Consider the following 19,772-nt stretch of genomic DNA (forward strand, 5'->3'; position numbering starts at 1 on the left):
GAAGGCCCTGGCGCTACCGATCTTCCGGTTGCGCCAGGGCCGACGACTCGACTACGCCGCGGTCCCGAGGTCGCCGTGGCCTCGGACTCAGTCGTCGTGCGAACCGGCGCTCACGATGGCCTCGATCGCATCGATCAGACGTTGCTTGTCCGCCGGTTCGATGTGCAGATCCCGGTACCGCTGGTAGGTGAGATAGCGTCCGTCGTCCGCCACATCGAGCCATGTCAGATATCGCGGCGACGTCGGTCGTTCGGCATGCAAACCGACCCTGACTTCGATGCGTCCGTACGCGGCGCGGTCGGCCGCGGTCAGCCGGTGCATGCGAGCGGCGACGGAATCGGCTGGGCGCTGCCAGGATTCGAAGTGCGCGGCCAGCCGGTCGACGTCCTCGACGAGATGTCCCGCGCGTCCGGCGGGCTGCTCGCCGAGGAAGGTGGCGAAAGCCCGCGCCACCATTGTGGCGCTGCCCGAGAACACCTCGACGCTGTTGTCGTCGTACTGCCGGATCACGACGCCGCGCTCCCCTGACCGCGCACCGTAAGCCCGCAGCCGGGGTCCCGCCTCGTCGAACACCGCCATAGAGGTCTCGGGTCTGGCCGCATGCCGCAGTACCGCGGTCAGGTCCGGGTCGGCGTCGGTGGGCCAGCGCTGTGTCGCGGCCCGTGCGAGCTCCTCGTACCGATCCTGGGTGGCGGCTGCCGAGAACACCGTGAGCGGGAAGGGGTACCGGTCGTCGTCGACCTCCCCCTGCCACACGTGCGCGAACTCGTCGGCGGTGAAAGTCCAGCTCACGAGTCACCCGTTTGGTCCGCGAGGCGGGTCGCGGGTGCGTCCGCGCCGATAGCTTCGGGCACTGTCGGCCGTTCCTCGCCGAGCAACTCGGGTTGGACACCGCGAAGATAGTCGGGCGCCTGGTGTTCCTGCTCGTCGTCTTTGCCGCCGCCGCGCGCGCCGGGCGCACCCATCATGCCCGGACTCATCCCGCGTCCGGCCGAGGCCGCACCGGAAGCACCAGCAGCCGTGAGGCTTTGAACGGCACCGGCTGTCGGGCGCCCGGCAACGGGCGCGCCTGGCGTGCTGCCGCCCAGGTTCGAACCACCGGGCGATCCCGACCCCGGCGATCCGGAACCCGGCGATCCCGACCCCGGCGACCCTGACCCCGGCGACCCACCGGACGGGTTGGTGCCCGGCGTGGTCGAGGCAGGAGTGGTGCTCGCTGGGTTCGTACTGTCCTCCCCCTGAGAATCGTCGGTGCCGCTGTCCTCGGTATCCGTGCCTGCTGTTGTTGTCTCGTCGTCGGTCGTCGTGCCGGGCTGGGTGGTCTCCTCGGTGGTGCCAGGGTCCTCGGAAGTCCCCGCGTCAGTGCTGTTTCCACCGTCGCCGCTGGTGGTACCACCGTTGTTCGACCCACCGCCGCCGGCACCCTGTCCATTGGCGCCGACGGTGCCGGGCTGGGTCGGTGCGACGAAGGTCGGCACGTTCTCGCCCGCGGGACCATAGGTCGGCTTGTAGGTCTGGTTCATCGCCGCGATCGCCTCCAGGCGCCGGTTCTCCTTCTCGCGCGCGATCGCCGCCGCCCCATCAGGAACCGCGAGCTCTGTCAGGCTCGCAGGCACCGAGGTACCCACGTTCGTTCCCTCAGTCGAGGAGACCGGTGCCGGCACAGCCACTTTCACCGCCTCCGCACCATAGGCCGCGGCCTTCACCCGATGCCCGACCGCGGACAGCACCGTGTACACATCCGTCGCCTCGGTGATGAACCGCCGCCCGGCGGCTTCGCCCGCCGACGCGAACGCACCGTCCAGGCTCGACGACGCGCGCCCCGTCTGCAGCATCAACCCGGTTACCGCACCGGAGATCTCCGTGAACATCGCGACCCACTTGTCGCCGAACTGCTGCATCACACCCGGCTGCATCTGCTGCACGGCGTTGTAGATGTCCTCGTGCGAATGACCCTCGAAGACTTCCCAACTCCCACTCTGGATGTAGGCCGGATCGGTTCCCCCGTGGCTGAGCGAGCTCTGCTGCTTCTCGGCACCCGACTGCTGCTGATTCCCGTTGGCCGTCGGTACGAGCGGTACCCCGAATGTTGTCGACAGAATGTCCGTCAGCGGAACTTGCGTTCCTCCCCCGTCCGCCATGGTCAGTTCTCCTTACCGATGGATTTCTCTACTGCCGAGGCGATTTCCATGATGTTGGCGCAGGGGTCGAGGTTCTGGTTCTTGCCAAGACTCAGGACCAAGGTCCCGACAATGACGACACCGGCTTTCGTCAGCAGGTGCACCTGACAGGCGTCTTCGCCCCCAGGTTGGCCTCGCACCAAGCCGGCTTGGCGGCCGTTGACAGTCGTCGCCTGCAGCCAGGCGCCGTTCTTCTGCAGGTTCTCGTCCCACGAGATGTTTCCTGAGTCCACGTTGACAGACAATGTGTTGTCCGCGTTGCGGAAGATGCACGTCAAGAACGTGTACTCAGCAACCAAGTCCGGACCTCGCCTGCGTGACTCGGAGCGAAAGCCCACCGCGTCGATATCGGCAGCGTCGATCCAGGTGCAGGGATCGAAGACCACCTTCGGTCGCACACTCGATTGCGTGTATTTGTTGTCCTGTGACGGCGGCTGCAGCTTCGCATCGGTCAGCGTCGTCCGTGCAGCCTGGGTCTCCGTAACCGAACTGCTTGATCCCGACGCTTCGGGACCCGCGGTGTCGGGTGATGAACTGCACGCCGACCCAGCCAGGGCAACGAGAATCAAGCCGGGGATCACTCGCGATTTCATGTTATGCCTGCCCAGCTATCACGCTCAATGCAGCCGCATTGAGCTGGTCCGCTTCAGCGAGTATTCCTGCGGCCCGCAGATATCCGTCGGCCATAGCTCTCGCTGCTGTCGCCATCTGTCCGAGGACTTGTTTCGCTCCGATCGCCTTGTTCGCGAAGCCTTCCTGCAGTTGCTGTGCTGATGCCAACGACCCGAAGCCGTGGATGCCTCGCAGCACCTCCGCCTCTTCGAGCCACCCATCGCACGCCGCCGCGAACCGCAGATACGCCCCAGCCACCTCCCGAGCGGCATCCGGCTCCATCGTCAACTGCCCCGACGAAGCCGCGTTCCACAGCTGCGCCGCAGCATCCCCTCCGATAGCCACTGAGCTCCCCTCCCAAGATCAAGCGTCGACCGGCATTTTAGCGCCGACTCGACCACGGTGAACAGCTCGCCGAATACATCACCCTGACCTGCGGCTCATTCGACAGACGTCACAGGCCGAGGACCTTCGCCGCCGATACCTGGGCGCCCACTACATCGTCGAGCATCTGGAAGATCGGACGGAACCGAACGCTGCTTCGTTGCGTCTAATCAGGCGAGTACTACCGAAAGATGCTGAGGGGACAGGTGGCGACGACGCTTGCACGGTATCCGAATCACCAACTGCCGCTACGGACCCGCTGACGGCCGCGAAGCCGCCCAGCGACAAGAATCACTTCCGCCGAACTATCTCGAACACTGGAGAGCAATGCTCAAGGCTGACATCGACCAAATACGTGCCCTCGCGGTGAAACTCACCAACGCGGGCGAGAGCATCGACGCGTTGGACGTCCGTTCCGGCGCGAGTTCGTTGGATGCGGCGCTCCCGGACGGCACGAATGACGCGACCTTCTTGATTCCCGAAGCCGCCGCCCAGGCAGCACTGGCTGTCGAGGGCGCGTTCTTGCGGGCGGCCGAGCGCTACAAGCAGGTGTCCACGCTGTGCACCACCTGCGCCGACAACTTGCAGATGACCGACGAAGAGTTCGACCGGAAGCTGTCCGAACTGGACGTGCGCAATGCATAAGCGTTCAGCTGTCGAGAAATGGGACCTCGAAGCCGTCAAGACGTGGGGTACCCAGGTCGCATCTGCGCGCGGTGCGCTGATGGTGTGCGCCGATACCACGATGACCCACATGCGGGACATGCAAGCCAGTTGGGCCGGGGCGGCCTACCTGGCGGCGTATGACCGCGTGGCAGGCGATCACCTCCAAGTCCAGAAGTTGGCCATGGAGGTCGACGAGCTCGTCACAGTCATCAATGATCAAGTCGACAACGTCGTTTCCCATCGCACGACGCTGCTGGGCAAAGTGACCGACGCGCAGGGTCTCGGGATGACGATCGACGACGTGTGGAAGGTGATGGACTACGACAACGTCGAAGCCGACGTGCGTCGCGACCACCAGCAGTTGATCAACAACGCGCTGTATCCGTTCGAGGACGCCGTCACCAAGGCAGTGCAGGCCATCACCGGCCAAGCCACCGAGATTCGGTCGGCAGGCGATCTGCTCGGTTCCAGTTTGGATGTCAGCGCGGCCGATACCCAGGCCGGGCGCTTCGGCAAGGACGACGGTACCGAGCTCGCCGAAGCGGTCAAGAACCATGACAAGGCCAAGATCGACGAAATCCTCGCGCAGATGCCGCAGCCGGCGCTCTCCCAATTCGAGATCGACCAGCTGGCCGCGGGCAACGAGGTGAATACCCTTCCCCAGAGCACGCAGGACTACTACAAGACATTCCTCCAGTCGGCGGGCAAAGACGGCATCCTCGGCCTGAACGAACAGCTGCTGGCACGAGAGTCCGCCGGCGACACCACCGCGGCCGCGCAACGAAACAACCTCGCCAACACCGTGCTCGCGATGACCAACGAGAAAGTGGGCACCAGCAACGGATCCAAGGGCTCGTACTCGAACCTGCCCCCCGACCTCCAAAACCTCGTCTCCGGTCGCGCCGAGGACTTCACCGGTGCCTACAACGGCGAGAACCAACTGGTCAACCGCTATCAGGAACTCGGCCAGTTCAGCCAACTCCTGAACCAGTCCGATCCAGGCATGCAACCCGGCAAGCAGCTCGGCGTCGAACTCGGTAAGCAGAGCGAAAGCATCACGGCCTACCTCGACAACATCGACTCGAACAACGCGAAGCACATGCCCCCCGGCTTCAGCGAAGAAGATCGTGTGACGATGGAGGAGGGCGCACAGAGTTTCTTGGAAGTCGCCACCCGCAACGACGATGTGAGCTATTCCCTGCTCACCGGCAACGGTATGCCGGACTCACCCGATATCGGATCCGAGTACAAGAACGACCGCCCGTACGACGCCGAAGAATTCCGGAATACGATCTTCCGCAACGAGTGGGCCGATGACGGCAAGGCCGCGTCAGGACTGTTGGACTGGATCGCCGAGGACACCAAGAAGCCCGGCGAGGAAGGTTTGCGCGCGAACGAGGCGTTCGCAGCACTTCCCGAATATTTCGCGCCCTCTGGCGACGCACCCGACGGGTCCGCATCCGAACGCCCGGAACTGAAGGACGAGGACGGCAAAACTGTCTTCAACCGAAGTGTCGACGCATTCAATGCCAACCCGCAGCTCGCCGATTCCATGGCACATATCATGGGCAACAACATCGATTCCTATATATCGGGCCACGCGCTCGAGAGTGGACTGGTGGACGACCCCGGTCTGCCTGGAAACGATAAACGCTTGGCTGAGCTCTCGGTGACGGATGCAGACCGCATGCTGTTCCTGGCTGGGCAATCCGAAGGCGGTCGTCTCATGCTAGAGGTGAGCCGTCAAGAGTACGAGTCAACAAAGATTGGAGAAGCATTGGCCGAAGGTGGCGACAACCCCGCCACATGGTTGGAAACCAACGCACCGAATCTTGCCGAACTCGACGGCCGCTATACGAATGCTATCAACAACGCCCTGACTTGGCAGGACGAGCAGAACGCTCAGGCCAGCTTTGATGAAAAAACCAAGACGTTCGAGAACCGTCAACAGGCAGCGGACATCGTGAAGTCCCTTACTTTGGACAATTTGGAAATTCCCGGGAAATCCCCTGCCGGAGTGATCGGAAACGAGGTATTCGGAGTCCTGAAGGACGAAGGATACAATGCGGCCATGGAGAAATGGAACCCCGAACCCGAGAAGGAAGGGGTGGTTCCACCGAATTCCGATGCACTGACCACACGCTCGGAAAACGAGGTTCGAAGCATCATCCTCCAGGAAATGATGAAAGAGGGAACCCTCCCCGCATTCGGCATCGATACAAACGGAAACCGCATCGACTACCTCGATTCCAATGGTCGCATCATTGACGTCGGAGAAATATCCGGACCGGCAATGACGGCCGTGAACCGGACGCTGACCGATCGCGGATTGCAAGATTATGTCACCGACTACGGGCAAGCACATACTATCGCTTTGAATACTAATTTGAAATCAGATCCATCGGAAGTGAAAGCATATGTGACCGGCAAGACAGGAGGTGGGAAGTGAATCAAACAACAGAACGACCGAAATGGCATAGCGCCGCAGCAGTCACAGCGGTATTTACGTGCATCCTGACAGCGAGCTGCTCATTGAATTCCAATGAGCCAGGAGGGAAACCCACGACGACAACGGTATCTGTTTCGGTAGCCTTCGACCCCTGCAAGGATCTTACGACCGGGTTCATCGAGAAATACGGTTTGAAAACTCCGGGCACGGTGGCGAAAGAACCCATGATGTCATTGCGGGATGCGCAGGGGTGTGAGTTCGAAACAAACGTAGCAAAATATTCCAGGACCACTATCGCACTCAACGACGCTCGCCTCGGCTCAGCCGATGAACTCCAACACCCGCCCAGGCGCAGTGTGACGATCGCAGAACGTCCCGCCGAACTGCTGAGCTGGCGGGAAAGACCAGGCCAAGCCGGCAAGCCGGTCTGCTCGATCCAAATCCAGTTGGCTCGCGACTCTCTGTTCATCTTCTATAGCGATGGGGTGTTGCCGCTGCCCGATGACGACTATTCCTGCCGCAGAGCCATGGAGATGGGCGATGATCTCGTACGGATGATCGAAACACACGGGTGACCCGCTCCCGAACTTCGCGGCCCGCTGCGCTCCGCGCACTCGCTCACGCGACGATGCCCAGCCCTGAAGCAACAACGACCGGCACCAGGTACAGCACGGGGAACGCCACCGTCTTGTACGACCGCGCCCGGAGCACTGTCACCACCGCACCAGCGAAGTACAGGATCAGCCCGATCGCGGCGATGACCCCGATCACCGGTACGAGCAGGCCGACCAGCAGGCCCACAGACCCGAGGGCCTTGGCGATTCCCAGTGGCGTCCACCAGGTCTGCGGGACGCCGTATTCCACCAGCGGCTCCACTACGAACGGGGCCCGGCGCAGCAGTGAGAACGCCGAGAACCCCACCCACAGTGCGGCGACGACGGTGACGATGACGTAGGCGGTGAACATGGCGTAACTCCTTCGGCAACCGCGCGTTTCGCGGATCTACCGAGGTGACGACACAGCCGACGCGAGTGTGACATCGCCCCGGACAGCACAACGGCCCCACACCGTCGAACGGGGTGGGGCCGAGGCGTTGGAGTTACTTGCCGCCCTGATTGGCGACAGCGGCGGCACCGGCGGCAGCGGCGGCCGGGTCCAGGTACTCGGCGGCCTTCACCGGACGCATGTTCTCGTCCAGCTCGTAGACCAGCGGGATACCGGTGGGGATGTTCAGGCCGGAGATGTCCTCATCGGAGATGCCGTCGAGGTGCTTGACCAGCGCGCGCAGCGAGTTGCCGTGCGCGGCGACCAGCACGGTCTTGCCGGTCAGCAGTTCCTTGGAGATGGTGTCTTCCCAGTACGGGACCATCCGCTTGACGACGTCGAGCAGGCACTCGGTCTTCGGGACCTCGATGCCCGTGTAGCGCGGGTCGCCTTCCTGGCTGTACTCGTTGTCGGGCTGGATCGGCGGCGGCGGGGTGTCGTAGCTGCGACGCCACAGCATGAACTGCTCCTGGCCGTACTGCTCGCGGACCTGCTCCTTGTTCTTGCCCTGCAGGTCGCCGTAGTGGCGCTCGTTGAGGCGCCAGTCGCGCACGACCGGGATCCACAGCCGGTCGGCGGTGCCGAGGGCGTTGTCGGCGGTGCTGATCGCGCGACGCAGCAGCGAGGTGTAGACGATGTCGGGCAGGATGCCTGCCTCTTTGAGCAGCTCTCCGGCCCGTTTACCCTCGGCGATGCCCTTGTCGGTGAGTTGCACGTCCACCCAGCCGGTGAACAGGTTGAGGGCGTTCCATTCGCTCTCGCCGTGGCGCAGCAGCACGAGGGTGTAGGTCATAGGGGTCATTCTGACATTTCGACGATGTCAGGCCCACTCCACCTCGTCGAAGCCGATGCTCAGCTCGTAGGGTCCACCTTTGACCAGCGCGTCGACCTGTAATCGCGACGCCACCGAGTCGACTTCGCGCACTACGGCGCACACCCCTTGGAACGGACCCTCCGGAATATGGACGACATCGCCCGGCACGTAGTCGGCAGCCACCTCATCGAGGCTACGCGCGCCGACGACCAGGCATAACGAACGCGCCGAGCGCATCGCCGGTCGGACCGAAGAGTCCTCACACCGCCTCAGCTCTCGTCTGCTTCGACCGCGAGCACCCCCGCACCGACGAGCGTGGCCCCCTCGCTCAGCGTCGACAGTTCCACCGACAGCTCCTCGATGAACTCGAGCCGCGAATGCCTGGTGACGGCAGCCCGCAACGGCCCCCAGAGCGGCTCCCCCGAATGCGCGAACCCACCGCTGATCACCACCCGGTCCACATCCAGCAGCGCGGCCGCCGACGAGATCGCCTGCCCCAAGGCGGTTCCCGCTCGAGCCAAGGCGGCGAGCGCGATCGGCTCACCACCACGCGCGTCCTCGGCGAGCTCGACGCCGCTGCCGCCCACCCAGCCTCGCGCACGCGCCCACCGCACCGACGACATCCCGCTCGCCACCGCCTCCACGCACCCGACTCCCCCACAGGGACAAGCGGTGTCGTCGCCGGGCACCACGATGTGCCCGAGGTGACCGGCATTGCCCGTGCGCCCCACCACGACTCGCCCGTCGGCGATGATCCCCCCACCGACCCCCGACGACACCGTCAGGGCCAACCCGTTGTCCACCCCACGCAACCCACCGACTCGATGCTCGGCCAGCACCAGACACGCGCCGTCGATCGCCAACCGCACCACCGCATTCGGGAACAGCGCCCGTACCTGTTCGACGATCGCGAACCCGTCCCGCCACGCCGCGAGGTTCAACGGCCGGATCACCCCGGCGGGCACGTCGACCGGTCCGGCCGAACCGATCCCGACCGCGCTCACCTCGTTGTCACCTGCCACAGCGACCAGAAGCTGCCGACAGGTCGCCCACGGGTCGGCCGAGGCGGCGGCCGCCCGGCGCACTCCGTGCAGGCCGTAGTGCGGGTCCACAACTCCCGCGGCAAATTTCGTCGCCCCGATATCGAGCGCAAGCACCGCCATCACCACTCCTACCTACCGCATCGGGCCTGACCAGTGCCGGTTACGGCCATCGCTGATGTGAAGCGTCACAAGGTGTGGCACGCGACACTTTGACTACTGGTCGGTACAGATCACCGGTTTTCGTTAGATACTTCTGCACGGGTCGGGTCGTTTCGTTGGGCAGCACTACTGTTGATGAAGGAAAGCTGTGTCGAAAATCGCTGTATTGGTGTTGAGTCTGCTCTCAGTGGGCTTGTTCGCCGCACCTGCGGGTGCGAACCCGCTTTATCCGACGCCGGATCCGGATCCGTTCTTCACCGCACCGGCTGACATCAGCGCGCTGGCACCCGGCGACGTCGTGCGGACCCGCCACATCGACACCTGGATGTACCCGGGCACCGAAGGACACCAGGTGGCCTTCCGGTCCACCAACTCGGCGGGCAACGCGATCATGGGCATCACCACGGTGTTGCTGCCGGTCGGCGTGAAGAACCCGCCGCTGGTGTCCTACCAGGCGCTGATCAACTCCATCGGCACCCGCTGCAACCCCTCGCAGTCGCTGTTCAACGGCGAACTGCAGGACGCGCCCGGCGCCATGCTGCCGTTGGCGCGCGGCTGGGCGATCTCGGTGCCCGACTACCTCGGCCCGACGGTGGCCTACGGTGCGGCCAAGCTCAGCGGCATGGTCACCCTCGACAGCGTGCGGGCCGTGCAGAAGGTCGCTGAGCTGGGTGTGGGTTCCTCGCCGGTCGCGATCGCCGGCTACTCCGGTGGCGGCATGGCCACCGCGTGGGCGGGCGCACTACAGCCCACCTACGCGCCGGAGCTGAAGCTCGCGGCCGTGGTGTCCGGTGGCATCCCCGCCGACCTCGAGTTGATGGCCGACGCACTGGGTTTCGCGCCGCACCCCGGCTTCGGCCTGGCCTTCGCCGCCGCGATGGGTATCGAGCGCGAGTACCCCGATCAGGTGCCGGTGTCGGACCAGCTCAACGAAAACGGTCTGTGGTTCCGGGAATTCACCAAGGACGCGTGCCGTCGCTTCCTGCTGTTCCACGGCGCCCTGCGCAATGCCGACCAGATGGCGGCGTCCAAGGAGCTGCTGGGCAGCCAGGTGGCACGTGGGGTCCTGCGCGAGAACAGCCTCGTGCACTTCCAGGGCGCGCCGACCGCACCCACCTACATCTGGCAGGGCAAGTACGACATCCTCACCCCGTACGCGCCGGTCGCCGAGACCATCGCCCGCTGGTGCGGTGCGGGTGCGCCGGTGCAGCTGAACACCGTCGAGATCTCCGAGCACATGACCGCCGCCGTGGCGGGCTTCCCCGATGCCTGGAACTACGTCGAGGCCCGTTTCCGCAACGAACCGGTCCCGACCAACTGCTGAGCTGAGAAACGATGCCGGACAGGAACTCTCCTGTCCGGCATCGTTTGTTTTCAGACCTTGTCGGCGTCGTCGATGATGTGCTCGAAGGCGCGCAGATTCTTCAGCGACTCACCCCGCGAGACCCGCCACTTCCATTCCTTGCGAATGGATTCGGCGAAACCGAGTTCGAGCAGCATGTTGAAGTCGTTGTCGACGGCTTCGAGGATCTGACCGAAGACGCGGTCGAGTTCGTCGGCGGTGACCGACTCGGCGGACATGCGGCCGACCAGGTAGATGTCGCCGACATTGTCGAGCGTGTAAGCCACCCCGTAGAGGCGGCGGTTGCGCCGCAGCAGGTATTTGTAGACGCCTTCGAAGTTCTCATCGGGCTTGCGGCAGACGAAGGATTCGATGCGAACCCCGTGCTTGCCGACGGTCAGCATCACCGTGGTCTTCAGCTTGCGCTCACCCGGCAGCACCACGATGAACGTGTCGTCACCGTGGCGGGTGTATTCGATCTCGCGATCGCGCAGCGTGTCGTCGATGATCTGTGAAACGGCGCTCACCTGCGTGCTCCCGTCCGGCGCCGCCACAGCGCCCGCGATCTGGCCTGGCCTGTCTCGCCCGCGTACAGAGCGATCGGTCCGCGTTCGGCGCGGAATCCGGCCATCGCGGCAGCGTAGCTGTCGAGCAGCCCGTCGGCGGTGTGCGCCCAGGAGAACCGGCTCGCGTGCTCGACGGCGGTCGCGCCCATGCGGGTCAGCCGGTCGGGATCGTCGAGCAGGGCGGCCAGCGCGTCGGCCCAGTCGGGCGTGCGATGCCCCGGCACCAGCAGGCCGGACTCGTGGTTGCGAACCGCGGTGCCGAGACCGCCGACATCGGCGGCGAGCACCGGAGTGCCGCTGGCCTGCGCCTCGATGGCGACCAGGCCGAAGGATTCGTTGTAGCTGGGCACCGCGACCACGTCGGCCGCGCGATACACCTGCACGAGCTTGTCGGCGGGCTGCGGCGGCAGGAACGTGACCCGGTCGGCGATGCCGAGATCGGCGGCCAGTTCGATCAGCGCGTGCGGTTTGGCCAGTCCGGTACCGGACGGCCCGCCCACGATCAACACACGCAGCTTGCGGCTCGGATCCCGGCTCAGGAGCTCGGCCGCGGCCCGCACGAGCACATCGGGGGCCTTGAGCGGCTGGATCCGGCCGATGAACGCGACGATCTGCTCGTCGGCGCGCAGACCGAGTTCGGTGCGCGCGGCGAGCTTGTCGCCGGGGCGGTAGCGGGTCAGGTCGGCGCCGGGGGGCACCACGTCGATACGGTCGGGTGAGGCGCCGTAGAGGTCGACGAGCTGATGGGCTTCGTCACCGGTGTTGGCGACGAGCCGGTCGGACTCGGCGATCACCTGCTTCTCGCCGATCACCCTGGTTTCGGGTTCGGGGGTATCGCCCTCGGCCAGCGCGGCGTTCTTCACCGCGGCGAGGGTGTGCGCGGTGTGCACCAGCGGCACCCGCCAGCGATCGCGCGCGAGCCAACCGACCTGGCCGGAGAGCCAGTAGTGCGAGTGCACGAGGTCGTAGTGGCCGGGCAGGTGGCGCGCTTCCTGGCGCAGTACCTCGGCGGTGAACGGACACAGCTGGGTGGGCAGCTCGTGCTTGTCGAGTCCCTCGAACGGGCCCGCGACCACGTTGCGCACGATCACGCCGGGTCCGGCCTCGGCGACCGGCGGCAACTCCGACGAGGTCGCGCGGGTGAAGATCTCCACCTCGGTACCCCGTTTGGCCAGCTCGAGCGCGGTTTGCAGCACGTAGACATTCATCCCGCCCGCGTCCCCGGTGCCGGGCTGCGCCAGCGGCGAGGTATGCACCGATAGCACCGCGATGCGATGGGGCAAAAGTTCGGGATGACGCTGGCTCACACCTTCCAGTGTGCACGCCGCGACGCCGCCACCGTTACCCCTACCGGGTTCGGTGACGGCTGTCACAGCGTCTTCGTGAGTGAGTTCACGGACTTGTCGCGGTCGAGCCTGCCCGATCCGGCGCCGGAGCGCGAGCGGGTTTCGGACAGCGCGGTGGCTGTCACGCCCGGTGCAGCGCTGCCTCGAACACGGGCCACGATTTGTGCATGTCCTGCTCCCAGTAGCCCCACGAGTGGGTGCCGTTGGAGCGCATGTCCACCGTGGCGGGGATGCCGAGCGTTTGCAGCCGATCGCGCAGCTGCTGGGTGCACAGATTCGTGACGGCCTCGAGCCCGGCGCCGAACAGCAACTGCATGGTCATCTGCGCCGGGTCGCCCTGGGCGAAGATGTTGTCGTACGGACCGGGGATGCCGGTACCGGAGGAGATGTAGACGTCGGTGCCGCGCAACGATTCCGCGTGCAGGTACGGGTCGTTGTCCGACCACTCGGGATCGGTGGGTGGGCCCCACATATTGGCCGCGTTGCCGAGCCTGCTGCCCACCACCGTTCGCACGATCGCTTGTCCGCGTGGATCACTCGTGCGCACGCACCCGCTGTAGGAGCCGATCGCCCGGTACAGCCCCGGCTCGGCGAGCGCGAGCTGGAACACCGAGGTCCCCGCCATCGACAGTCCGGCAATGGCATTGGCACCGGTGCCGTCGAACTCCTTGTCGATCACGGGCGGAAGTTCCTTGGTGAGGAACGTGGTCCACCGCTGCTTGCCGAGCACCGGATCGTCGGTTTTCCAGTCCGCGAAATAGCTACCGGCACCGCCGAACGGGATCACCACATTGACCTGTTTGTCCTTGAAGAACTCGACGACATCGGTTCGATCCAACCAGTTGCCGTCGCTGCCCCCACCGACTCCGTTGAGCAGATACAGCGTCGGCGCGGGCGCATTCGGATCCGCGGCCCGCAACACCCGCACCCTGGTGACGATGTCCATCGCCGGTGAGTACACGCCAACATCGATGGTGCGATCCGGCTCGACCCGCTGATCCTCGATCCGCGCTGTCGGCTCCGCGCCCGCGGGCGCCCCGACCACAAGACCGGCCAACACGACCGACACGGCCACTACAACCCGTGCGCCCACTGCTCGACCGAACATCATCGAACTCCGTTCTCGACGCCGAATCCTCTTCTCCACATACGATCCAACGACATTCCAGAACGCTACACACGATCTCGGCGGAAATCTGTGACGATTCCTAGAAGATATACCCGAAATCTGTACGTTCATTCTCCTTGGTTACCCGGAACAATCACGGGCCGATCACATAGGCACCGCAGACCAATCACATCACCGACCCTACCTGCGCTGTTATGCCTCATCCGCGCACACCGTCGCCCGATTCCATCGGCGGAAATAGACCGGTCGGACCCGTTCGACCTATTCCGCGAATTGCGAAATATGACACAACAAGCATGCAAAGTTATTCGCATCTCATGATCAGCGCCGAACCAGCGGGCTGACGCGACCTGCGCGCAGACGGCAGGTTCAGCCGACCCGCAGGGCCGCGGCGAACAGCGGCCAGGAGTGACGGAGGTCGTCGCGCCAATAGCCCCAGGAGTGAGTTCCGTTGGGACGCAAGTCGATTGTGGCGGGGATGGCGAGGTCGTGGAAGCGGGTGGCGAGCTGTTGTGTGCACAGGCCGGTGACCGCGTCGAGGGCGCCGCCGACGATCAGCTGGTCCACCAGCTTCATCGAATCACCGTGTAGCCCGGGTCCGTCGACGGTGTCGAGCCCACCGGGAAGGCCGGTCCCGGAGGAGACGTAGATGGCGAGGCCGCGTAGACGCTCGGCGTGCAGAAAGGGATCGTTGGCAGCCCAGAGGGGGTCGCCGGGTTGTCCCCACATGTTCACAGGGTCGCCGTTCTGACCGGAGACAACGGTATTGACGATGGCGTGGCCCTGCGGACCACTGGTGGAGACGCAGCCACTGTAGGAGCCGACGGCCTTGTAGAGCTGGGGCGCCGCGAGCGCCAGCTGGAAGGCCGCTGTGCCCGCCATCGACACCCCCGCGACGGCATTGACGCCGTCGCCCTGGAACTCGGCGTCGATGACGCGGGGCAATTCGCGGGTGAGGAAGGTGGTCCAGCGCTGACGACCTAGGACGGGATCATCGGCCCGCCAGTCGGCGTAGTAGCTGCCCGCGCCGCCGATCGGCATCACGACGGTGACCTGCTTGTCGGCGAAGAAGGCGTCGGCGTCGGTGCGGGTGAGCCAGTTGCCGCCGTCGCGCCATTCGCCGGTGGGGCCGACGCCACCGTCGACGCCGTTGAGCAGATACAGCACCGGCGCCGTCGCCGTGCCATCGGGCGCGGGCAACACCGCCACGGTCACCGACTTCGCCATGGCGGCGGAGTGCACCACCAGCTCGACGACCCGGCCCGGACCCGGCGTGACGGAAATCAGCCGCGTGGCGTCGGTGGCCGGGCTCGCTCCGGCCACCGGAGCAGCGCACGTCAGGGCCGCCGCGAGAACCAGCACACAACGCGTCAAGACGCTCATGCGCCACCTCCATGCCCGGCCGCGGGACAAGGCCGTCGGGCTCAGAGTAAGTCGCCCTCACCTGCCTCGGACATGTTTCTGAAACATTGCCGATTCAGAGCGGCGGGGTGCGCCGAACTCACCCCAGCGCGTCGACAAACGCGCTGACCTCGGCAAAGAAGCGCGGGCGGTCCTCGATGAAGAGCCCGTGCTGGGCCCCTTCCCAGAAGGAACCGCGGGCGTCAGGGGCATTGTCGAGGATGTACTGACCGTTGGCCGCCGGGACCACCGGGTCGTCGGTGCCGTGCAGCACGAACACCGGAACATCCAGGGCGCGCAGCGTTTCGGTGTTGTCGATCGTGCGGTAGAACAGCGCCTTGCGTACCGAAGGCGGGGTCGCGAGACTGCCGCCGAACAACCGCTGCGCGTCGACGCCCTTGTCCTCGCCCGGCCCGGTATTGGCATTGCCGAACACCGAGAACGCGCGCACCGCGCGCCCGGCGGCCTCGTCGAACACCCCTGGAATCGCCTTCTCCATCGAGGGCCCGGGAGCCGCACCGGGCACATCGCGGCCGATATGGGCGGGCGCACCGCAGTAGACGACACCCGCGACAGCCGAGGTGCCGTAGGTGGCGAGGTAGTCGGTGGCGACGATCCCGCCGTAGGACCAGCCGAGCAGCACCGCACCGGAGTCGATGCCCTCGGCGGCAAGCACCGCGGCCACATCGCCGGCCCAAGCCTTGGGATCGTCATAACCGGCGCCGGGATCGTCGGAGTACCCGTGCCCGCGCAGGTCGACCGCGATCACCCGGTATCGCTCGGCCAGATCAGCCGCGGCAGCACCCCAGCAGCGCAGATTCCCCGCCCACCCGTGCAACAGCACCAGCGGTCTACCGGTACCGCTCACCTGGTAGACGATCCTCGTTCCATCGGCACTGACAGCATCGCGAATAGCCATACCGACAGGCTAATCGGCGCAGTCGTGCAGCGATCCCCATGCCTGACGTCACGGTGATCGGAGCCATGGCGCCCGCAAATCCGGGGCGAATAAGATCGACCACCATGAGCATTCGCACCGCTGTCGTCACCGGAGCCAGCTCGGGAATCGGTGAAGCCACCGCCCGGGAACTGGCCGAACAGGGCTATCACGTCTATGTGGGCGCCCGTCGGTTCGACCGGGTGCAAAGCCTCGCCGCCGAGATCGGCGGCACCGCGCTCGAACTCGACGTCACCTCCGAGGAATCGGTGCGCGCGTTCACCGACGCGATCGACCACGTCGACGTGCTGGTCAACAACGCGGGCGGCGCGAAGGGCATGGCCACGGTCCTCGACGCCGACCTCGACGACTGGCGCTGGATGTGGGAGACCAACGTCGTCGGCACCCTGCGCATGACCAAGGCCCTGCTGCCGAAACTGATCGCCTCCGGCGACGGCCTGATCGTCACCATCACCTCCATCGCCGCCCTGCACACCTACGACAACGGCTCCGGCTACACCTCCGCCAAGCACGCCCAGGCGGTTGCCCACCGCACCCTGCGCGGCGAACTCCTAGGCCAACCGGTCCGCCTCACCGAGATCGCCCCCGGCGCCGTGGAAACCGAGTTCTCGCTGGTCCGCTTCGACGGCGACGCCGACCGCGCCGCCAAGGTCTACGAGGGCATCGACCCCCTCTACGCCAAGGACATCGCCGAAATCGTCGGCTTCGTGGCCACCCGCCCGCCCCACGTCAACCTCGACACCATCGTCGTCAAACCCCGAGACCAGGCAGGCCCCGGCTCCTTCGCCCGCCGCTCCTGAGGACTGCTCGACCCACTCCTCGCCCGGTAAACGTGAGGCTCGACACTCCTGGGCGTCGAGCTCTTCGGTCGATCTGCTTCGGGCGGCATCCCATCGGGTACCTGAATTCCAGGGCGGGGTAGGCGAATCCAGGATCGGTGGTCGTTCGAGTAGCGGGGCGGGCGGCGGGAATTGATACTGGGAGCGGATCGCTCGGGCGTTGCTAAGAATTCGCCATGCCAAGTGACTGATCTTTAACATGGCCGTTTGTCGATAGCCAGTCTGAGGAGTAGATGTTCGATGCTCGGTATCAAGTCCGTTTTCGGTGGGTTCAAAGATTTCCTGATGCGCGGGAACGTCATCGACCTCGCGGTCGCGGTCGTGATGGGTACCGCGTTCACCGCGGTGGTCACCTCGTTCAGCAAGGGGCTCATCAATCCGCTGCTCGCGGTGTTCGGTTCGACCAATGAATTGGGCCTCGGCGTTCAGCTGATCGCCGACAAGCCGGCGACCTTCATCGCGTTCGGCCCGATCATCACCGCGTTCATCGACTTCTTCATGGTCGCCGCGGTCCTGTACTTCGTGCTGATGCTGCCGATGAAGTCGCTGAAGAACAAGTTCGGCACCACCAAGGACGCCGAGCCCACCGAGACCGAACTGCTCATCGAGATCCGCGATCTGCTGGCCAAGCAGCAGGGTCTGACCACCGACGAGACCGTCGCGCTGAGCAAGGATCGCGCCAGCGAGTCCGTCGAGGCGTAGCCGGTTCAGACGTAGGCCGGAGTCCTGCTCGGCCAGCGCGGGTGGTTGGGGTCGATCACGTAGGCGTGGGTGTGCTGGAAGTGCCGTGGCCCGATCTGGATCGCGTCGGTCAGGATCGCCGGGTCGACCGAGCCGAGTTCGTGGACATGCGTGATCTCGGCCGGATCATGGCGTGGCCACAGCCGGATCGCCGCCGTGGCGCCGAGGCCGGCGATGACCGCAAGGGTCGCCCAGGTGGCGGTGAAACCCGCGGTGGTGGCCAGCCAGCCGGTGATCGGGTAGGTGATCAGCCAGGCGAGGTGGGACAGGGAGAACTGGGCCGCGAACAGGGCGGGGCGGTCCTGCGCGCGAGCGGAACGACGCAGAACACGGCCGGTGGGGGTGAGGATCAGCGCGGTGCCCGCGCCGATGGTGGCCCAGGTGGCGAGGGCGGCGGACCAGTGCCACTCGCCGATCGGCAAGATCGACAACGCGAGCGCGGCGGCGAGGCCGACGAGCAGAACAGCGGCACCGGCGAGCATGACCGGACGCTCGCCACGGCGGTCCAGGATCCGGGGCAGGGCGAGGGCGATGACCATGGTGCCGAGGCCGTTCGCCGCCAGCAACAGCGCGACGCCGGACTGATTGCCGCCCAGCACGTCCCGGGCGTAGTTCACGGTGTTGACCATCACCACCGAGCCCGCGGCGGCGACCACCAGGTTCAACCCGAGCAGCCCACGCAGTCGCGGAGTCGCCGCGAACAGTCGCAGCCCGGCGGCCAGCCGTTCGGTGATCGCACCCTCGCCGACCACCGCGTTCGGGATACGCGCGGCCAGCACCAGCGCGACCGACACCGCGAAGCCGAGACCGGTGCCGACGAACAGCCAGTGGAAGCTGATCAGACTCAGCGCCAGCGCCGCCAGCATCGGGCTGAGCAGTGTTTCCATGGTCGCCGCGAGCTGGGCCACCGACAGCGCCTTCGTGTAGTCGCGCTCGTCGGGCAGGATGTCGGGCAGCACCGCCTGGTAGGTGGGCGTGTAGGCGGCCGAGGCGATCTGTAGCAGTGTGATGAGCACGTAGATCTGCCAGATCTGGTCCACGAAGGGCAGCGCCAGCACGATCGCGCCACGAATTCCGTTGAGTGCCATCAGGAATTGCCTGCGCGGCAGTCGGCCCGCGTACGCGCCCGCGATCGGCGCGACGGTGACATAGGCGACCATCTTCAGCGTCAACGCCGTACCGAGCACGATGGCCGCGTTGCCGCCCGCCAGTTCGTAGGCGAGCAGACCGAGGGCGACGGTGGTGAGTCCGGTGCCGAACAGGGCCGCGACCTGGGCGGTGAACAGCAGTCGGTAGTCGCGGTGAGCGAACAGCGAGGTGGTCATGGCCTGCCCTTTCAAGGCTGCTTATCTGCGTATGAATGCAATAAGCAGCTTAATGCCGTGAGTATTCCCGGACCACCGAAATCTTCTTCTGCTTGACCTCGAGGACAGTTGAGGTAGGACGGTAGAGCGCAGCGGCGGCCGAGGGCCGTCACCGACGAAGAGGAACGTCATGAGCGCCACGGTTGACCACGTCCGAACCGATATCAGCCCGTTGCGGCTCGCGGTCGTCATCGGCAGTACCAGGCAGGGGCGTTTCGGCCCGACGATCACGAACTGGTTCGTCCGACAGGCGGCACTGCGCGACGCCGTCACCGTCGATGTCGTCGACACCGCGAGCATCGAGTTGCCGCACGCGTTCGGCGCCGCCACCGACCATCCCTCTGTCGCGGAAGCCACCGAAAAGCTCTCGCGCGCCGACGCGTTCGTGGTGGTGACACCCGAGTACAACCACAGCTACCCGGGTTCGCTGAAGAACCTGATCGACACCCACCACGCCGAATGGCAGGCCAAGCCGGTGGGCTTCGTCTCCTACGGCGGCATCTCCGGCGGGCTGCGCGCCGTGGAGCACCTGCGCCCGGTCTTCGCCGAACTCCATGCGGTCACCGTCCGCGACTCGGTCTGCTTCCCGAATCCGTGGGGCAGATTCGACGACGCGGGCGAGCTCACCGCTCCCAACGATGCCGACGCCGCTGCCGCGACCATGCTCGATCAGCTGACCTGGTGGGGCGAAGCACTGCGCGCCGCCCGCCTGGCCCAGCCGTACGGGAAGTGACC

General features: G+C 65.6%; 21 protein-coding genes. 7 read left to right on the forward strand and 14 right to left on the reverse strand.

Translation table 11 applies throughout. The annotated features are described in order from the left end of the window. Positions 1-87 precede the first annotated feature (87 nt). The 4 genes from OHS03_RS25515 to OHS03_RS25530 are packed head-to-tail and all read right to left on the reverse strand — an operon-like array spanning position 88 to position 3,137. Positions 88-792 (reverse strand): hypothetical protein, encoded by a 705-nt coding sequence (locus OHS03_RS25515; RefSeq protein ID WP_328657573.1) that lies wholly within the window; start codon positions 790-792, stop codon positions 88-90. Next, on the reverse strand, positions 789-2,141 hold the full coding sequence (locus OHS03_RS25520) for a hypothetical protein (protein WP_328657575.1): 1,353 nt from the start codon (positions 2,139-2,141) through the stop codon (positions 789-791). Before OHS03_RS25520 ends, OHS03_RS25515 begins: the two co-directional genes overlap by 4 nt. Positions 2,142-2,143: 2 nt before the next feature. Continuing rightward, positions 2,144-2,773: a DUF3558 domain-containing protein gene (locus OHS03_RS25525; RefSeq protein WP_328657577.1), complete on the reverse strand. Its 630-nt coding sequence runs from the start codon at positions 2,771-2,773 to the stop codon at positions 2,144-2,146. Position 2,774: 1 nt separating this feature from the next. Continuing rightward, complete coding sequence (locus OHS03_RS25530; protein WP_266293815.1) at positions 2,775-3,137, reverse strand: hypothetical protein; 363 nt, start codon at positions 3,135-3,137, stop codon at positions 2,775-2,777. Between the two features lie 366 nt (positions 3,138-3,503). Between OHS03_RS25530 and OHS03_RS25535 the strand changes: the two genes are divergently transcribed. From OHS03_RS25535 to OHS03_RS25545, 3 genes are read left to right on the forward strand one after another with little or no spacing between them, the layout of a single operon-like run. Then, entirely contained in the window at positions 3,504-3,821 is a 318-nt protein-coding gene (locus tag OHS03_RS25535; RefSeq protein ID WP_328657579.1) for a hypothetical protein, read from the forward strand. Further along, entirely contained in the window at positions 3,814-6,291 is a 2,478-nt protein-coding gene (locus OHS03_RS25540) for a TPR repeat domain-containing protein (RefSeq protein WP_328657580.1), read from the forward strand. The genes OHS03_RS25535 and OHS03_RS25540 overlap by 8 nt, the downstream gene beginning before the upstream one ends. Continuing rightward, positions 6,288-6,866, forward strand: a complete 579-nt coding sequence (locus tag OHS03_RS25545) for a DUF3558 family protein (protein WP_328657583.1) — start codon at positions 6,288-6,290, stop codon at positions 6,864-6,866. The genes OHS03_RS25540 and OHS03_RS25545 overlap by 4 nt, the downstream gene beginning before the upstream one ends. A 43-nt stretch (positions 6,867-6,909) precedes the next feature. Here OHS03_RS25545 and OHS03_RS25550 read toward each other — a convergent pair whose 3' ends face one another. The 4 genes from OHS03_RS25550 to OHS03_RS25565 all read right to left on the reverse strand — a co-directional run bounded on the left by OHS03_RS25550 (position 6,910) and on the right by OHS03_RS25565 (position 9,312). After that, a complete protein-coding gene (locus OHS03_RS25550; protein WP_328657585.1) occupies positions 6,910-7,257 on the reverse strand; it encodes a DoxX family protein in 348 nt (115 codons plus the stop codon). Between the two features lie 133 nt (positions 7,258-7,390). Further along, a complete protein-coding gene (locus OHS03_RS25555; RefSeq protein ID WP_328657586.1) occupies positions 7,391-8,128 on the reverse strand; it encodes a phosphoglyceromutase in 738 nt (245 codons plus the stop codon). Positions 8,129-8,155: 27 nt separating this feature from the next. Beyond that, positions 8,156-8,332: a KOW domain-containing RNA-binding protein gene (locus OHS03_RS25560; protein WP_228537169.1), complete on the reverse strand. Its 177-nt coding sequence runs from the start codon at positions 8,330-8,332 to the stop codon at positions 8,156-8,158. An 86-nt stretch (positions 8,333-8,418) separates the two neighbouring features. After that, a complete protein-coding gene (locus OHS03_RS25565; RefSeq protein ID WP_328657588.1) occupies positions 8,419-9,312 on the reverse strand; it encodes an ROK family protein in 894 nt (297 codons plus the stop codon). 187 nt (positions 9,313-9,499) lie between these two features. On the opposite strand from OHS03_RS25565, the gene OHS03_RS25570 reads away from it, so the two are divergent. Further along, positions 9,500-10,675: a lipase family protein gene (locus OHS03_RS25570; RefSeq protein ID WP_328657589.1), complete on the forward strand. Its 1,176-nt coding sequence runs from the start codon at positions 9,500-9,502 to the stop codon at positions 10,673-10,675. Between the two features lie 50 nt (positions 10,676-10,725). Here the strand turns inward: OHS03_RS25570 and OHS03_RS25575 are convergent, their stop codons facing one another. The 5 genes from OHS03_RS25575 to OHS03_RS25595 all read right to left on the reverse strand — a co-directional run bounded on the left by OHS03_RS25575 (position 10,726) and on the right by OHS03_RS25595 (position 16,054). Then, positions 10,726-11,220 carry a type III secretion system chaperone family protein gene (locus OHS03_RS25575; protein ID WP_328657591.1) on the reverse strand — a complete coding sequence of 165 codons (495 nt, stop codon included), beginning with the start codon at positions 11,218-11,220 and terminating at the stop codon, positions 10,726-10,728. Then, positions 11,217-12,575 carry a D-inositol-3-phosphate glycosyltransferase gene (gene mshA, locus OHS03_RS25580; protein WP_328664396.1) on the reverse strand — a complete coding sequence of 453 codons (1,359 nt, stop codon included), beginning with the start codon at positions 12,573-12,575 and terminating at the stop codon, positions 11,217-11,219. The genes OHS03_RS25575 and mshA overlap by 4 nt, the downstream gene beginning before the upstream one ends. 151 nt (positions 12,576-12,726) lie before the next feature. Beyond that, on the reverse strand, positions 12,727-13,713 hold the full coding sequence (locus tag OHS03_RS25585) for an alpha/beta hydrolase (RefSeq protein ID WP_407942523.1): 987 nt from the start codon (positions 13,711-13,713) through the stop codon (positions 12,727-12,729). A gap of 390 nt (positions 13,714-14,103) precedes the next feature. Further along, positions 14,104-15,117 carry an alpha/beta hydrolase gene (locus OHS03_RS25590; RefSeq protein ID WP_328657595.1) on the reverse strand — a complete coding sequence of 338 codons (1,014 nt, stop codon included), beginning with the start codon at positions 15,115-15,117 and terminating at the stop codon, positions 14,104-14,106. A gap of 118 nt (positions 15,118-15,235) precedes the next feature. Then, positions 15,236-16,054 carry an alpha/beta fold hydrolase gene (locus OHS03_RS25595; protein ID WP_328657598.1) on the reverse strand — a complete coding sequence of 273 codons (819 nt, stop codon included), beginning with the start codon at positions 16,052-16,054 and terminating at the stop codon, positions 15,236-15,238. 104 nt (positions 16,055-16,158) lie between these two features. Here OHS03_RS25595 and OHS03_RS25600 point away from each other — a divergent pair, with 104 nt between their 5' ends. After that, complete coding sequence (locus OHS03_RS25600; RefSeq protein WP_328657600.1) at positions 16,159-16,893, forward strand: SDR family NAD(P)-dependent oxidoreductase; 735 nt, start codon at positions 16,159-16,161, stop codon at positions 16,891-16,893. A 279-nt stretch (positions 16,894-17,172) separates the two neighbouring features. Continuing rightward, positions 17,173-17,634, forward strand: coding sequence for a large conductance mechanosensitive channel protein MscL (gene mscL / locus OHS03_RS25605; protein WP_056814542.1), 462 nt, complete (start codon positions 17,173-17,175; stop codon positions 17,632-17,634). Between the two features lie 5 nt (positions 17,635-17,639). On the opposite strand, the gene OHS03_RS25610 is transcribed toward mscL, so the two are convergent. Continuing rightward, a complete protein-coding gene (locus tag OHS03_RS25610) occupies positions 17,640-18,998 on the reverse strand; it encodes an MFS transporter (RefSeq protein WP_328657602.1) in 1,359 nt (452 codons plus the stop codon). A 169-nt stretch (positions 18,999-19,167) separates the two neighbouring features. Here OHS03_RS25610 and OHS03_RS25615 point away from each other — a divergent pair, with 169 nt between their 5' ends. Then, a complete protein-coding gene (locus tag OHS03_RS25615; RefSeq protein WP_328657604.1) occupies positions 19,168-19,770 on the forward strand; it encodes an NADPH-dependent FMN reductase in 603 nt (200 codons plus the stop codon). The last annotated feature ends 2 nt before the right edge of the window (positions 19,771-19,772 follow it).

The organism is Nocardia salmonicida, assembly GCF_036142455.1.
Taxonomy (GTDB): Bacteria; Actinomycetota; Actinomycetes; order Mycobacteriales; family Mycobacteriaceae; genus Nocardia; species Nocardia salmonicida.